Genomic DNA, 15,755 nt, shown 5'->3' on the forward strand with positions numbered 1-15,755 from the left:
GCTTTTGCGAAACCCATCCTGCGGCGCTTTAACCATGCGCGCCTTGCTCCTTGGCGTGGATCTCGACGGAGCCGGGGAACAGACGCCGGATCAGGATGTAGAAGACCGGCGTGAAAACGAGGCCGAAGATCGTGACACCGATCATGCCGAAAAATACCGCGACGCCGACCGCCTGGCGCATCTCCGAGCCTGAGCCCGACGAAATCACAAGCGGCAGCACGCCGAGAATGAAGGCAAAGGAGGTCATCAGGATCGGGCGGATACGCAAACGGCAGGCCTCGATCACGGCTTCGAGCTGATCGCGGCCTTCCTGCTCGATGTCGCGGGCAAACTCGACGATCAGGATCGCGTTCTTCGCGGCCAATCCCACCAGCACGACAAAGCCGATCTGGGTGAGGATGTTGATGTCCTGCCCCATGATCCGCACGCCGATGGTTGCCGCAAACAGGCACATCGGCACAATCAGGATGACCGCAAAGGGCAGCGACCAGCTGCCATATTGCGCAGCCAGAACGAGATAGACGAACAACACGCAGATCGGGAACACGTAGAGGCCCGCATTGCCTCCGGTCACCTGCTGATAGGACAGATCAGTCCATTCGAAGGTAAAGCCGCTCGGCAGCGTCTCGTCGGCGAGCTTCTTCATGGTATTGAGCGCCGTCGTCGAGCTGACGCCGGGCAGCGTATCACCCTGGATTTCGGAGGCGGAATAAAGGTTATAGCGCGGCACGCGGTCGGGGCCTGCCGTGTCCCTGAAGTTCACCACGCTACCCAACAGCACCATGTTGCCATCGGCATTGCGGGTCTGCAGCCGCGTCAAATCAGACCGCTCCTTGCGGAACGGCAGATCGGCCTGCGCCGTGACGTGATAGGTGCGGCCAAGGATATTGAAGTCGTTGACATAGGCCGAACCGAAATAGGTTTGAATCGCCTCATTGACGTTCTGAACGGGCACATTGAGCATCTGCGCCTTCTGGCGGTCGATCTCGACGAACACCTGCGGCGTGTTCGCACTGAAGGGCGAGAAGACGGCGGTGAGACCGGGCGCCTTGCGCGCGGCATTGACCAGTTCTTCGGTCGCCTTCTCGAGGAGGTCAGGACCCCGGCCCTGATTGTCGAGAATGCGCATGGCGAAGCCACCACCGGTGCCAATACCCGGCACCGCGGGCGGCGGCACCACGATCACCAGCGCGCCTTCGATAGCGGCCAATCGCTTGCGCAATTCGGCCGTGATCTTGGTCGCGGTGTTCCCATGTTTCGCGCGCTCCTCTGCATCGTCAAATACAGGGAACAACGCCGCAGCATTTGAGGCCTGCGTACGCGTCGCACCGTTGAAGCCGGCGAAGGATGGCACGCGAACGACGCCCGGGACTTCAAGCGCGATGCGCTCGATCTGTCGCACGATCTCCGTGGTGCGACTGAGGGATGCCGCGCCGGGCAATTGCACGACGACAATGACATAGCCGCGATCCTGCGCGGGAATGAAACCCTGCGGCGTCGCATAAATCAGCCAGCCAGCCGTGCCGATCAGGACTGCATAGACGACGAGCATCAGTGCCAGATGATGGATCACAAAGCCGGCCGCGGTGCCATAGGCGTGCGACAGCCGGTCGAAGCCGCGATTGAACAGACCGGTGAACGCGTTCCAGCCACGCGCAACCACGTTCCAGCTTGGGGGCGGTTTCTTCTCGTGATGCTGTTCGAGGATCATCGAGGCCAAAGCCGGCGACAAGGTCAGCGAACAGAAGCAGGAGATCGCCGTCGCGACAGCGATGGTGACGGCGAATTGCTGGAAGAACTGGCCGGATATTCCGCCAATAAACGCCGTCGGCACGAACACCGCGCACAGCACCAGCGCAATCGAGATCAGCGCACCGCCGACCTCGTTCATGGTCAGCAGTGCCGCGTCACGTCGGGTCTTTCCTTCGGCGAGATGCCGCTCGACATTCTCCACCACAACAATGGCGTCGTCGACCACGATGCCGACAGCGAGCACCAACCCAAACAGCGTCAGATTGTTGATCGAAAAGCCGAGCGCCGCCATGACCGCGAAAGTGCCCACCAGCGACACCGGGATGGCGATGATGGGGATGATCGCCGGCCGCCAACCCTGCAGGAAGACCAGCACGACGATCACGACCAGCACCATGGCCTCGTAGATCGTCTTGATCAGCTCACTGACGGACTGTGCGATAAATTCAGTCGGATTATAGCCGATATTATATTCGAGACCTTTCGGGAAATCGGCTTTCAGCTTGACCATAGTATCGGAGATGGCTTTCGCCGTGGAGAGCGCATTCGATCCCGGCCGCTGCGAGACCGCGAGCGCGACCGCCGGCTTTTTCAGAAGGAAGCTGTTGGTCGCATAGGACAGCGCGCCAAGTTCGATCCGCGCAACATCGTGCAATCGCACAGTGCGACCATCGCTGCCGGCCTTGATGACGATGTTGCCGAATTCGGACTGATCCTTGAGACGACCCGTAAAGGTCAGGTTCGGCGAGAAGGCACGGTCGGAGATCGGCGGCTCCGCGATCTGGCCACCGGCGATCTGGATGTTCTGTGCGCGGATGGCGGTGATGACGTCGCCCGCGGTCATGCCGAGATTGGCGATCTTGTCGGGATCGAGCCACAGCCTCATCGAGTAGTCACGTGCACCGAATATCTGGATATCGCCGACACCATTGAGCCTCAACAACTGATCGCGCACCTGGCGCAGCGCATAGTTGGAGATATAAAGCTGGTCGTAGGTGTCGTCGGGCGACAGCATGAACACGACCATCATCAGGTCGGGGCTGTTCTTGCGGGTGACGACACCGTTGCGCTGGACTTCCTCGGGCAGACGCGGCTGGGCGATGGCCACGCGGTTCTGCACCAGCACCTGCGCCTTATCAAGGTCAGTGCCGAGCTTGAAAGTGACGGTGATGTTGAGCTGGCCGTTCGAGGTCGCCTGGCTGTACAGATACAGCATGTCCTCGACGCCGTTGATCTCCTGCTCGATCGGCGTCGCCACCGTCTCGGATACGGTCTGCGCGGACGCACCCGGATACTGCGTGGTGATCACGACCGTGGGCGGCGCGACTTCTGGATATTCCGACACCGGCAACGTGGTGTAAGCGAGCGCACCGACGATGATCAGTACGATGGATAGCACCATCGCGAGGATCGGGCGATTGACGGATAGGCTGCCCAAATTCATGGCTTGGCGCCGGTAGCTGGAGTAGCAGGCTTGGCATCCGCCACTTTTGGCGACACCTTGGCGCCGATCCGCGCCCGCTGCAGCCCGTCAACGATCACCCGATCATCGGGTTTCAGACCCTCCCTGATGACACGCAACCCGTCATCCAGCGGCCCCAGAACCACCGGTCGCGCTTCAACCGTGTCGTCGGCCTTCACCACCATCACGATCTTGCGCGACTGATCGGTCGCAATAGCCGTGTCGGGCACTAGCAGCGCGTCATATTCGCCGCTGGCGATGACACGCAGGCGAGCGAACTGGCCGGGCAGAATCGAGAGGTCCTTATTTTCAACGATGGCGCGGCCGCGGAGCGTACCAGTGCCGACATCGAGGCGATTGTCGAGGAAGTCCATCTTGCCTTCGCGCGACGGCTTGGTATCACCGGTCAGTGTTATCTGCACCGGATTGGGCGTATCCCGCGAACTTGGTCGCCTGCCCTCGAACCACAGCCGGCTGTTCCGCTGATAGATCGACTCGTCCATGTCGAAATACAGATAGATCGGCGCCATCGACACGATCGAGGTCAGCACCGTCGCACCGCTGTCGCTGCCCTGCACGAGATTACCGACGCTGATCAGATGCCGGCTGACGCGGCCATCGATAGGCGCAACAACCTTGGTATATTCGAGATTGAGCTTGGCCAGTTTCAAGGCGCCTTCGGCCTGCAAAACCGCAGCCTGCGCCGCCGCGAGCTGCTGGTTTCGCTGATCGACGATGTTTTCGGAGATCGCCTGGGTCTTGATCAGCGTTGTGGCGCGCTCAAGTTCTTTCTCTGCCAGAACGACCTTGGCCTTGGCATCGTCGAGCTGCCCCTGCGCCTGCTCTGCCGTCGCCTCGTATTGCCGCGGATCGATCTCGTAGAGCACATCGCCGGTCTTGACGACGGCGCCGTCGACAAAGGTTACCTTGGTGATGAAGCCCGTGACCCGCGCACGCACCTGCACCTGGTCGACCGCATCGAAGCGACCGGTGAATTCATCCCAGTCAGTTGTCATCCGCTTGACGGGATTGGCAACCGTGACCGGTGGCGCCGGCGGTGCCGCTGCCTCCTCCTTCTTGCCGCAACCTGCGAGAAGCAGAAGTACGATGACGGACGAGACGGCAGGAAAGATCGATCTGAAGCAAATCAACACAAATGCCCCCAGCGAAACAAACTGACCAAAATCAATGGTACATGAAAATTGCGACACGTCGAATTTTTTGACGGCGGCGATCACAATCCCAAGTTGGGGCAGCAGTTGTGGGCCTCCGCCGCGTCACACAATGCGGCGAGACCGCACAAAAGTTTGATAAATGAGGCCGCGAATGAGGGGAAAGCGACCTCCGCTGCCATTTGCCCCACCTGGAATTAGCCCATCGCCGTGATTCCAACGGGATGAGCCCATGTGTCGCCTCGGGCTTGTACCATGGCGGGATCCCGCCGGATCGACTAGATTTGCGTTTCCATCACCAGAAGGAACCAAGGTGTTATCTCTCGAACTCGGGATCGTTGCGGTCCTGATCGTCGTCAACGGCCTGCTCGCAATGTCGGAGCTGGCGATCGTATCCTCCCGTCCTGCCCGCCTCGCCGCTTTGGTTGAAAAAGGCGTGACAGGTTCACGCCGCGCACTGACGCTGGCCTCCGATCCGGGCAAGTTCCTCTCCACCGTACAAATCGGTATCACGCTGATCGGTGTCCTGTCGGGCGCCTTCTCCGGTGCGACGCTGGGCCAGCGTCTCACGGTACTGTTGCTTGACCTTGGCGTGTCAAAAGGCCTCGCCGATACGCTCGGCGTCGGCATCGTCGTATCGATCATTACTTACGCCTCGCTGATCATCGGCGAACTCGTGCCGAAGCAGATCGCGTTGCGCGATCCCGAGGCCGTGGCGGTGCACGTTGCGCCCGCCATGGTGCTGCTCGCAAAAATCTCGCTGCCGCTGGTGTGGCTGCTTGACCGCTCCGGCAAGGCGATCCTGTTCCTACTTGGGCAGCGCGGAGAAGCCGAGGAGAAGGTCAGCGAAGACGAAATCCGCACGCTCGTGACCGAAGCGGAAACCGCCGGCGTGCTTGAGCCCGGCGAAAAGGAAATGATCGCAGGCGTGATGCGCCTCGGCGACCTGCCCGTCGGTGCCGTCATGACGCCGCGCCATGAAGTGGCGATGATCGATCTTGCCGATCCCATCGAGACCATCCAGGCCGAACTCGCCGGCAGCTCGCATTCGCGCTTTGCGGTGTTCGATGGCGATGGCGATTCCGCCATCGGCATCGTGCAGGCCAAGGATCTGCTCGATGTGTATTTGAGCGGCAAGACGCCGGACATCCGCGCGCTGGTGCGCGAGGCGCCGGTCATCCCCGACACCGTCGATGCGCGCGACGTAGTGGCGATCCTGCGTGACTCGCCATTCCATATCGGCCTCGTACATGACGAATACGGCGTGTTCCAGGGCGTGGTGACATCGGCGGATATTCTGGAGTCGATAGTCGGCGCCTTCCACACCGAGGAAGGCCCGGCCGAGGTCGCCTTCCACAAACGCGAGGACGGCTCCTACCTCATCTCGGGCTGGATGCCCGCGGTGGAGTTCGCTGCCCTGCTCGGCATCGAATTGCCCGCGCAGTCGCGCCCCTATCAGACCTTCGCCGGCTTCCTGCTGCAGGAATTCGGCAAGATTCCCGAGGTCGGCGACGAGATCGTCTCGCATGCCTGGCGGTTCGAGGTCATGGACCTCGACGGCCGTCGCATCGACAAGGTGCTGGCGAGCCGCGTCAAGGAAGAAGCGCTGGGGTAAATTGATCCCAGCGCTTCGCGTATCGGGTATCAGGCCGTGAACAGTGGCCGCAGCGAGCGGATATCCTTGACCTTCTCCAGATTGTTGATCTGATCGATCAGCTTCTTCGCCTTTTCGGCCCCGAGAACCGGCGCGATGAGATCGCGTGTCTTCGCACTCACCGCATCAGTGCTCAGCGGATTTTCCTTGGTGCCGGGCGGAAACTTGGTGAAGTGCTCCACCTTCTTGCCATCCATCATCTCCACCTCGACGATGGCGCCGCGCGGCGCGGCAGGGTCCATCAGAGCCTTATCGCCGACCACGGTTACCTTGGCGCGCTGCTCAAGGATCTTGGAATCCTTCATCAGTGCCTGGTCATGGCTGTCGACGAACGACACGGCACCCTTGACGAGTGCGACCGCCACCAGATGCGGGCAGTTGACGTCGGGCATCGCGCTGGTGCCGACGATCCCTGTCGCATCGGTCGGGATCTTGACAAGGATGCTCTTCACATTGCCCGGCGTCAGGCCATTCTGCTTGCGCAGGGTCAGGATGGCGTCGAGAGGCGACTGGATGGGATAGCCGACCGAGAATGTCTTGATCGCCGTTTCAGTGACGTAGAAGCGGCTGCCGAGACCGGCGAGCATCTCTTCCGGCTTCGGATCCGTGGACAGCGCAATGAACAGGTTATGCGTGCCATCGAGGACGTCATGAACGCCGGTCAAACCGGCCTGAACCATGGTCACGGCGGTCAGGCCGTTGCGGGCGCCCATGCCCGCGAAGTCGAAAGCCTTCTCGACGTGATCCTCGTCCTTCACCCAGCTCCACAGACCAGCCACCTGCTGCGAGGAATAGGAGATCGCATAGCGCATACCCTTCTCGTCCAGCCGGGCCAGCGACGCCGCTGCACCAAGAGAACCGAAGGTGGAGCTGGTCCCCTCCGCACTGCGATGCGAACCACGGACGAGATCCGGTCCAAGCGCCATCAGCAGCCGGCAAGTGAGATCATATCCGAGCGTCACGGCCCGAATGAATTCGATGCCCGACCGGCCACCTTCCTTTTCCGCCATCGCCAGCGCGGACGGCACGACAGCGCTTCCCGGATGCGCCTTGGTGACCGGCTCGAAATCATCGGTCTCGTCCGCATGCGCGCACATGGCATTGGCCAGCGCGGCGTTGACGGCGGTAGTGCGGAAACTGGATCCGATCACCGACGCCTGCTGTTCGCCGCCGAGCCCGCGAACATATTTCAGGGCCATCTCGCCCGGATGCATCCGCGCGCCGGAGACCATCGCGCCGAAGGTATCGAGGATGCGGTGTTTGCATTCCGTCATCACCACATCAGGAAGCGCCTTGTCGCGCGCCGAGACCATGTAGCGCGCAAGACGCCCGGTGACATCCGCACCTGCCGCGGCAGCCTTCGCATCTGCCGCTGCAGCGTTGCGAATGATGGGCGGCGAAAGCGTCAATGCGGCGAGAGCACTGGCGGACTGAAGAACGCGACGGCGTGACGGCGTACGGCGCTGGGGCATGTGAACCTTTGACGATGAAGGTGGATTGGTTGACCAATTCGAGGCAACGACGCCTCACACGACGCATATTCCGGAACGCGGTATTCCGGTAGACGCACCTACGTCACTGCACCAATGACGTAAGCGTATGGATAAGACAGAATTTACTAAGCGCCTGACTTTGCGCCTGCCCGAGCGATGTCACCTGCGCTGGCCAGGCTTTCGACTTTCCAGCACAGATCCATCACCTTTGCCGCCTGTTTGTGCGGCAGGATTCCTTCAGCGAGATCCTTGAACTTGCGTTCGAGATCGGCATCGCTCATGGGCTTCTCAAGGCTGCCAATGGCGTGCTCGATCCGCTTCTTGAGCACGCGCCCGTCATTCAACTCGACGGACATCTCGACCTGTTCCGGCTTGATCGATTGATCGACAGTCGGAACGACTTTGCCGCGCAATTCGATCGTCTTCGCGTCGCGCACCGCCCCATCGCTGAACTGCTTCTCGCCGCCGGCGCCTTCGATAAAGGCGATGGCAACCGCATGATAGACGCTGAATTTTCCTTCGAGCCCCTCCTTGGGGGTCTTCTTGCCGGTAAGCTCGAGCACCAGCGGATGAACCTTCACGTCGACCTGTTTGATCATATCCGGCGTCAGCTTGTTCTCATTCCTGAGCTGGATCGCCGCGTCGATCAGCGGATGCAGGACGATGCCGCAGGCAAACGGCTTGTAGGTGTTGAGCGCTGACTCGTAACGCTTGCCGAGCCCCTCGGTGATCTCGGCATAGTCCTGCTTGGTGCTGATGGCATTGGCCCAGCCGCGCTTGGCCTCGATCATGCCATCGGAGCCGGTGTAATTCTTTGACGCAAGGATAGCGGCAAAGATGCCGTTGCTGGCAGCACGGCCGGGATTGAAGCTCTTGTTCATCGAACCGAAGGACTCCCGCAGGCCCACAGGCTGCGAGGCCGCGAGCCCCAGCGCCCAGATCATCTGCTGTTCGTTGAGACCGAGCAGCTTGCCAGCCGCGGCGGCCGAGCCAAATACGCCAGCGGTGCCGGTGATGTGCCAGCCAACGTCATAGTGGTTCGGATAAACGGCATTGCCGATCCGGCATTCGGTCTCGATACCGAGCACCAGCGCATTGAGGAAATCCTTGCCGGACACCGGCTTCATTTCCGCAATCGCCAGAATCGCAGATGCGACTGGACCAGCCGGATGAATGATCGTCTTCAGATGGGTGTCGTCATAATCGAAGATGTGACTTGAGACACCATTGATGAAAGCGGCGTTCATGATGTCGAAGCGTTCGTTGCGCCCGAACAGCGAGGCCTTCGCCGGACCGGAGAATGGCGCCAGCGCCGACGCCGCGATGTCCACCGTCTGATGATGCGAACCGCCAATGGCGACACCGACCCAGTTCAACAGCGTGCGCACGCCTTCCTTGCGAACATTAGCCGGAAGGTCATCGTATTTGGCATTGACGATGTAATGCGCGAGAATCTGCGTCACATGCGGCGGAGCAACCGATGCGACCTTCTTCGGCGCCTCACTGGCAGCTGGCTCTGCAGCCAAGACACCACGCCCCGCTGCAGCCAGAGCCGGGAGCGCAGCAGCTGCCTGCAAGATGGTCCTGCGATTGGTGTACGCCATGGGATTTTCTCCGAACTATCATTCTTCGCGCGATCGACGCGCCGCTTCGTCGGGCTGCGGCGATACGCATATTACAATTCGATAGCAAGCAGTTCGAATTCAGGCGACCTTACGGATTTGCAATATATGCACGAGATAGCGCTATTATCCCGAATTTCTCATTTGTTTCATAAATTCACCCCCACTAGCCTTGATGCGGTCTGTTTCCGTTGCACGTCATGCGCGCTCTGGATTCCAACAAATAACTTTCAGGGTGAAACGCTGCAGAGATTTATCATCCGGGCCATGAGCGCTGCTCGCATTCCCGCAGAGACATATATCGTTTAGACAGCCAACAAATTTGCAGGTGCCGCTCTACGGCGACACATGCACCGACGATTCACGTCTGGTGCATGCCGCAGCGCATGCAGACGCAAGGAGATTAAATGCACCGACGTGACGTTCTGGCCGCGATGGCATCACTTGGCCTCACAAATGTGATTGGAAGCCGAATAGCGCAGGCTGCCGACGAACCCGCAATCCCCACCATTGCAGGCCCCGATCTCAATACAATTCCTCCAAAATTCCGCGCGCCCGCCGGAAGCGTCGATACACATACACACATCTTTGGCCCTGCCGCGGTGTATCCATTCTCGCCCAAGCGCCCCTACTCGCCGCCTGACGCTCCGCTTGAGATGTTTCGCAAGCTGCATGAAGCGATCGGCGTCGAACGCGCCGTCATCGTCAATGCGACCGTCCATGGGTTTGACAACCGCGTGGTGATCGACGCGATCGCGCAGAGCGGCGGCAAGTACAGGGGCGTCGCCAATGTGAACAACAGCATGTCGGAAGCCGATCTCATGGCGCTCGACAAAGGCGGCATCCGCGCCTGCCGCTTCGCCTTCCTCAAACGACTTGGCGGCGTCGGCGACATGAAGGTCTTCCGTACGCTGGTCGACCGCGTCGCCGCCATCGGCTGGCATGTGGACATTTATCTCGAAGCCGGCACAGTCCGTGAGTTCGTGCCGATCCTGAAAGCGCTCCCGGTGACTTACGTGATCGATCACATGGGGACGATCAGCGCCGCCAAGGGCCTCGACGATCCCGAATTCAAGGCACTGCTCGATCTGCAGGCCAGCGACGATAAGTGCTGGATGAAAATTACAGGTCTCGAACGCGCCTCGGCTGGCGCAGCGCCATTCCATGACTCCGTGCTGTTCGCGAAGCAGTTGATCGACAATGCGCCGGACCGCGTGTTGTGGGGCACCGACTGGCCGCATCCGAATGTCAAGATCATGCCCAATGACGGCACGTTGGTGGATCTGATCCCGCTTTACGCGCCGGATCCTGCGGTTCAACGCAAACTGCTGGTGACCAACCCAGAGAAGCTGTTCAAGTTCGCGCCGGTGACGTAACTGCCGCGGCCCATCTGGCGCCGAGATCTGCAGCCCTCGTGGTGAGGACGCGCCCTTTGCACTCGTCTCGAACCATGGGCTTGTTGACACCAACCTTACCGCCGTCCTTCGAAACGTCGCGCAAGAACGCGGTTCCTCAGGATGAGGCCGTCGTTTGATCGGCGAGTTGGATCCCTAGAGCAGCCCCAGCACCACATCTGCCGGCCGGCACAATCGCGTGCCCTTCGGCGTCTCGACGATGGGTCGGTTCATCAGGATCGGATGCGCGATGATCGCGTCGATCAGGGCGTCATCGCCGAGCGCGGGATCAGCAAGCCCAAGCTCGCCATAGACACCTTCCTTCTCGCGCAGCAGTTCACGAGCGCCGCCTATGGCATTCGCTAACACTTGGAGCCGATCACGATCCAGCGGTGTCTTGAGATAGTCGATTACCACCGGCTCAATCCCACTCTGCCGGATCATCGCGAGCGTATTGCGCGATGTCCCGCAGGAGGGATTGTGGAAGATGGTGACCGCCATAACGCGCGAGGTTACTCGATCACCCGGCCGAACTTGTTCGACTTCGGCAGGCCGGTCGCGAGACGGCCAGCGTCCGCACGGTTGCCGCGCCAGTCGGCTAGTTCCTTCCAGGTCAGACGATGCTCGCGGTCGGACGAATCCTTCCAGGTCAGGCCTTCCTTGGCCACGAAAGTGGCGACGTCCGACAGGCCTGCGCTGGTGTATTTCTGGAGCCGCACGCCGCGGCCACGCGCCATTTCTGGCACCTGCTCGAGCGGGAAGATCACCATCTTGTGGTTGGTGCCGATGACCGCGACCTGATCGCTGCCTTCGCCGACCACCGTCAGCACGCGCGCCTCGTTGGGCATCTCGACATTCAGCACCTGCTTGCCCTTGCGGGTGGTGCCGACGCAGTCATCCTCATTGACGAGGAAGCCCTGCCCGTCGTGGCTGGCGATCAGGAACTTGCGGCCGCCCTTATGCACGAACATCGAGACGATGGCGGCGTCGCCTTCCATGTCGATGAACAGGCGGATCGGCTCGCCATGGCCGCGACCGCCCGGCAGCTTCGACACGTCGAGCGAATAGAACCGGCCATTGGTGGCCAGCAGCATCAGCTTCGACGTGGTCTCGGCGAAGAACGCCTTGTCGAGCTTGTCGTCGGTCTTGAAGGTCAGGTTTGAGAGATCTGCGACCTGGCCCTTCAGCGTGCGGACCCAGCCCTTCTCGGAAATCACGACCGTGACGGGCTCGCGCTCGACCAGTGACTCTTCGAGGGCAGCGAGATCGTGCTCCGGCGCGTCGGCAAACACCGTGCGGCGCTTGCCGAGCGGCGTCTTCGGCCCGAAGATGTCGCGCACCTTGCGGACCTGCTCGCCGACCTTGGCCCACTGCTCGGTCTCGGACTTCAGGATCGCGTTGATGCCCTTGAGCTCTGCGCGGAGTTCCTTGTCTTCCTTCTTGATCTCGAACTCTTCGAGCTTGCGCAGGCTGCGCAGCCGCATGTTCAGGATCGACTCGGCCTGCAATTCGGTCAGGCTGAACGCCTTCATCAAAGCCGGTTTCGGCTCATCCTCGGTGCGGATGATCCTGATCACCTCATCGATGTTGAGATAGGCGATCAGGTAACCGCCGAGCACTTCCAGCCGATGCTCGATCTGGTTCTTGCGGAAGTTGGAGCGGCGCAGCAGCACGTCGCGCAGATGGTCGAGCCATTCGCGCAGGCATTCGGCAAGGCCGAGCACCTTGGGGATGCGCCCCTTCACCAGCACGTTGAGATTCAGCGGAATCTTGCTTTCGAGCTCGGTGAGCTTGAACAGCGACTCCATCACCAGACCGGCATCGACATTGCGTGTCTTCGGTTCGATGACGACGCGGATGTCCTCGGCAGACTCGTCGCGGATATCGCCGATCAGCGGCAGCTTCTTGTCGTTGAGCAGCTCGGCGATCTTCTCGATCAACCGCGACTTCTGCACCAACCATGGAATCTCGGTGACCACGACATTCCAGGCGCCACGGACGCCCTCTTCCACATGCCACTTGGCGCGGGTGCGGAACGAGCCGCGCCCGGTCATATAGGCCTCGGCGATGCTTTCCTTGGAATCGACGATGATGCCGCCGGTCGGGAAATCCGGTCCTTTCACCCAGCGCATCAGCGATTTCGATTTGGCGTCGGGCTTGTCGATCAGATGCAGCGCGGCGTCGCAGAGTTCGGCGACGTTGTGCGGCGGGATCGAGGTGGCCATGCCGACCGCGATGCCCTGCGCGCCATTGGCCAACAGGTTCGGGAAACCGCCCGGCAGCACTGCGGGCTCTTTGGTCTGGCCGTCATAATTCGGGCGCAGCTCGACCGCGTCCTCGTCGATCCCTTCGAGCAGCAACCGCGCCACATCGGTCATGCGGGCTTCGGTGTAACGATAGGCCGCAGCACTATCGCCGTCGATATTGCCGAAATTGCCCTGGCCGTCGACCAGCGGATAGCGTGACGAGAAATCCTGCGCGAGGCGCACCAGCGCGTCATAGATCGACTGGTCACCATGCGGATGGAACGAGCCCATCACGTCGCCGACGATCTTGGCGGACTTCTTGAACGGCGTGCCCGGATCGAGCCGCAGCAGGCGCATGCCATAGAGGATGCGGCGGTGAACCGGCTTCAAACCGTCCCGCGCATCCGGCAGCGCCCGGTGCATGATCGTGGACAGCGCGTAAGCAAGATAGCGCTCCTCGAGCGCGTCCCGCAGCTGCACTTCGTGAATTTCAGCCGGCTCCGGCGGAATCAGTCTTTTTCCCATGGCGAGGGGTTAGCGCCTCCCAGCGAATCGGGCAAGAAATGAATCTTGCGCCACCGATCAAGTTCCATCGATATCGGGGCGTCCTCCCGTAAATAGGGGCCGCCCACGTCGCTCCTACAACCATCAGGCGTCTGATAGATGGCGGTTCCAGGCTCAGCCTGGACGCCATCTTCCCGCGGCTATTTGGATTTCTGGATGGAGGTCACGACGATCTGACCATCGACGCGACCGGCATCGAACTTCACCTTGTCGCCCACCTTGACCGATTTCAGCATCGCCCGGTCCTTGACGCGAAACACCATGGTCATGCCCTCGTCCATATCGAGGCTCTTGATTGGACCGTGCTTCAGCGTGATCTTGCCCGCTGCTTCATCGATTTTCTTCACTTCCCCGCGCGCGGCAGCATCCTGCGCGGCCGCCACGACGCCGAACATTGAGAGCGCGACAAAGGCTACGAGCGCCACAAATCCATTGGTCTTCATCATGCATTCCTTTGCTTGAGATTGAGCTGTTTGCATCGAGCTATTTCACGATGACTTTGCCAGTCATGCCCAATTCACGATGCGTCGGGATCAGGCACGAATATTCGAACGTTCCTGCCTTCGAGAACTTCCACAGGATTTCCCCGGACTTCTTGGCCGCAAGACGCAAGCCGTTGGGCTCGTCATGCTCCATATCGGGGTTTTTCTTCATCGCTTCGCCGTGCTTCAGATTCTCTGCCGTGGTCGCCAGCAGGAATTCATGTGCTTCAGTCCCCGCGTTACGGATCACGAAGCGAATCTGCTCGCCGCGCTTGACCTCAATGACCGCAGGCGAATAATCCATCTCATTCATGCTGACGACGATCTCGCGCGCCGGCTTCTTGGGATCGCCCGGTTCGCCTGCCGAATATCCTCCGTGCTTGTCGTGGGCCACAGCAGCGGCCGAGTAAGCCATCGCGGCCAGCATGAGGCTGCCGCCAATGTATTTCCGGGTCTTGTTCATTTCAGTTTCCATGTTGCTTGTTGTCTGTGATGACGATGTGTAGTTCAGTCCCTTACATTCCCTTCATTTTCATGCCCTTCTTCATGTCCATCGGCTTCGTTCCCTGACCTTTGATGGGCTTGTCCTTCACGCCCGTCTGTCGTGGAGCTTCGCTCTGCGGCGCCTCTATCTCATAGGCCACCGTGCCCTTCGGGAAATCGTAACGACCGGGATCGCGGTAATCGTCGCGCGCGAGCCCTTCCCGCACCTTCATGATGCTGAACATGCCGCCCATCTCGATCGGCCCGAACTGTCCTGAGCCCGTCATCATCGGCAGCGTGTTGTCCGGCGCCGGCATCTCCATCTCGCCCATGGCGCCGCCGGTGGATCCCATCACCATCGCATCCGGTGCGAGCTTGCCGACAGCCTTCGCCAGATCCTTTTTGGAGACGCCGATCAGGTTTCTGACGTCGTGCCCCATCGCATTCATGGTGTGATGCGACTTGTGGCAGTGGAACGCCCAATCGCCGGGATTGTCGGCGACGAAATCGAATGCGCGGATCGCGCCCACCGGCACGTCAGTGGTGACTTCCGGCCATTGCGCGCTGTCAGGCACCCATCCGCCATCCGTGCAACTGACCGCAAACTTGTGGCCGTGCAGATGGATCGGATGATTGGTCATCGTGAGATTGCCGACCCGTATCCGCACGTGATCGCCAAGACGAACCGGCAACGGATCGATGCCGGGAAAGACGCGGCTGTTCCACGCCCACATATTGAAGTCGGTCATCTCGTTGACCTTCGGCAGATAGGTGCCGGGATCGATGAGATAGCTGCTCATGATGAAGACGAAATCGCGATCGACGGGCCGGAAGCTGTTGTCGCGGGGATGCACGACCATCATCCCCATCATACCCATCGCCATCTGGACCATCTCGTCCGAATGCGGGTGATACATGAACGTACCACTGTGCTTCATCTCGAATTCGTAGACGAAGGTCTTGCCGGGCTTGATATGCGGCTGGCTCAGACCGCCGACGCCGTCCATGCCACTCGGCAGGATCACGCCGTGCCAATGCACGGTGGTGTGCTCCGGCAGTTTGTTGGTAACGAAGATGCGAACCTTGTCGCCTTCGACAGTTTCGATCGTCGGCCCCGGCGACTGCCCGTTGTAGCCCCAGAGATAGGCTTTCATCCCGTCCGCAAATTCGCGCTCGACGGGCTCGGCGACGAGATGGAATTCCTTCCAGTCGCCATTCATACGCCACGGCAATGTCCAGCCGTTGAGCGTAACCACCGGATTGTAGTCGGGCCCGCTCGACGGATGCAGCGGTGGCTGCATTGTTACTTTGTCCATCGTGGGCGCTTCGGGAATATTCGCCGCCTGGACGCGGCCGGTGACCGCAGCAGCGCTAGCGAGCGCTGTGGCGGTGCCGAGAAAATTTCGTCGGGACAACATGGTTTTCTCCATT

11 protein-coding genes are annotated in these 15,755 nt (G+C 60.6%); 2 read left to right on the plus strand and 9 right to left on the minus strand.

Going from position 1 to position 15,755, the window contains the following annotated elements:
- Positions 1-28: 28 nt before the first annotated feature.
- Together RSO67_RS04855 and RSO67_RS04860 are read right to left on the minus strand one after the other, a co-directional pair.
- Positions 29-3,196: a multidrug efflux RND transporter permease subunit gene (locus RSO67_RS04855; RefSeq protein ID WP_315842595.1), complete on the minus strand. Its 3,168-nt coding sequence runs from the start codon at positions 3,194-3,196 to the stop codon at positions 29-31.
- On the minus strand, positions 3,193-4,365 hold the full coding sequence (locus RSO67_RS04860; RefSeq protein ID WP_315842596.1) for an efflux RND transporter periplasmic adaptor subunit: 1,173 nt from the start codon (positions 4,363-4,365) through the stop codon (positions 3,193-3,195). Before RSO67_RS04860 ends, RSO67_RS04855 begins: the two co-directional genes overlap by 4 nt.
- A gap of 334 nt (positions 4,366-4,699) precedes the next feature.
- Here RSO67_RS04860 and RSO67_RS04865 point away from each other — a divergent pair, with 334 nt between their 5' ends.
- On the plus strand, positions 4,700-6,001 hold the full coding sequence (locus RSO67_RS04865; protein WP_315842597.1) for a hemolysin family protein: 1,302 nt from the start codon (positions 4,700-4,702) through the stop codon (positions 5,999-6,001).
- Between the two features lie 29 nt (positions 6,002-6,030).
- Here RSO67_RS04865 and RSO67_RS04870 read toward each other — a convergent pair whose 3' ends face one another.
- Positions 6,031-7,512 carry an MmgE/PrpD family protein gene (locus tag RSO67_RS04870; RefSeq protein WP_315842598.1) on the minus strand — a complete coding sequence of 494 codons (1,482 nt, stop codon included), beginning with the start codon at positions 7,510-7,512 and terminating at the stop codon, positions 6,031-6,033.
- 146 nt (positions 7,513-7,658) lie between these two features.
- On the minus strand, positions 7,659-9,137 hold the full coding sequence (locus RSO67_RS04875) for an MmgE/PrpD family protein (protein WP_315842599.1): 1,479 nt from the start codon (positions 9,135-9,137) through the stop codon (positions 7,659-7,661).
- Between the two features lie 425 nt (positions 9,138-9,562).
- On the opposite strand from RSO67_RS04875, the gene RSO67_RS04880 reads away from it, so the two are divergent.
- Positions 9,563-10,531, plus strand: a complete 969-nt coding sequence (locus RSO67_RS04880) for an amidohydrolase family protein (RefSeq protein WP_315842600.1) — start codon at positions 9,563-9,565, stop codon at positions 10,529-10,531.
- Between the two features lie 174 nt (positions 10,532-10,705).
- On the opposite strand, the gene arsC is transcribed toward RSO67_RS04880, so the two are convergent.
- The 5 genes from arsC to RSO67_RS04905 all read right to left on the minus strand — a co-directional run bounded on the left by arsC (position 10,706) and on the right by RSO67_RS04905 (position 15,742).
- Positions 10,706-11,050, minus strand: coding sequence for an arsenate reductase (glutaredoxin) (gene arsC, locus RSO67_RS04885; protein ID WP_315842601.1), 345 nt, complete (start codon positions 11,048-11,050; stop codon positions 10,706-10,708).
- A gap of 11 nt (positions 11,051-11,061) precedes the next feature.
- Entirely contained in the window at positions 11,062-13,320 is a 2,259-nt protein-coding gene (gene parC / locus RSO67_RS04890; RefSeq protein WP_315842602.1) for a DNA topoisomerase IV subunit A, read from the minus strand.
- A 179-nt stretch (positions 13,321-13,499) separates the two neighbouring features.
- Complete coding sequence (locus RSO67_RS04895) at positions 13,500-13,802, minus strand: copper-binding protein (RefSeq protein ID WP_315844169.1); 303 nt, start codon at positions 13,800-13,802, stop codon at positions 13,500-13,502.
- 40 nt (positions 13,803-13,842) lie between these two features.
- Positions 13,843-14,304, minus strand: a complete 462-nt coding sequence (locus tag RSO67_RS04900; protein ID WP_315842603.1) for a cupredoxin family protein — start codon at positions 14,302-14,304, stop codon at positions 13,843-13,845.
- 52 nt (positions 14,305-14,356) lie between these two features.
- On the minus strand, positions 14,357-15,742 hold the full coding sequence (locus tag RSO67_RS04905) for a copper oxidase (protein WP_315842604.1): 1,386 nt from the start codon (positions 15,740-15,742) through the stop codon (positions 14,357-14,359).
- Between the last annotated feature and the right edge of the window lie 13 nt (positions 15,743-15,755).

The organism is Tardiphaga sp. 709 (assembly GCF_032401055.1).
Classification (GTDB): domain Bacteria; phylum Pseudomonadota; class Alphaproteobacteria; order Rhizobiales; family Xanthobacteraceae; genus Tardiphaga.

Excerpts from the sequence above, each read along its gene's own strand:
- RSO67_RS04855 (WP_315842595.1), bottom strand. The coding sequence starts at position 3,196 with ATGAATTTGGGCAGCCTATCCGTCAATCGCCCGATCCTCGCGATGGTG.
- RSO67_RS04870 (WP_315842598.1), bottom strand. The coding sequence starts at position 7,512 with ATGCCCCAGCGCCGTACGCCGTCACGCCGTCGCGTTCTTCAGTCCGCC.
- RSO67_RS04895 (WP_315844169.1), bottom strand. The coding sequence starts at position 13,802 with ATGAAGACCAATGGATTTGTGGCGCTCGTAGCCTTTGTCGCGCTCTCA.
- RSO67_RS04905 (WP_315842604.1), bottom strand. The coding sequence starts at position 15,742 with ATGTTGTCCCGACGAAATTTTCTCGGCACCGCCACAGCGCTCGCTAGC.
- parC (WP_315842602.1), bottom strand. The coding sequence starts at position 13,320 with ATGGGAAAAAGACTGATTCCGCCGGAGCCGGCTGAAATTCACGAAGTG.
- arsC (WP_315842601.1), bottom strand. The coding sequence starts at position 11,050 with ATGGCGGTCACCATCTTCCACAATCCCTCCTGCGGGACATCGCGCAAT.
- RSO67_RS04880 (WP_315842600.1), top strand. The coding sequence starts at position 9,563 with ATGCACCGACGTGACGTTCTGGCCGCGATGGCATCACTTGGCCTCACA.
- RSO67_RS04875 (WP_315842599.1), bottom strand. The coding sequence starts at position 9,137 with ATGGCGTACACCAATCGCAGGACCATCTTGCAGGCAGCTGCTGCGCTC.
- RSO67_RS04900 (WP_315842603.1), bottom strand. The coding sequence starts at position 14,304 with ATGAACAAGACCCGGAAATACATTGGCGGCAGCCTCATGCTGGCCGCG.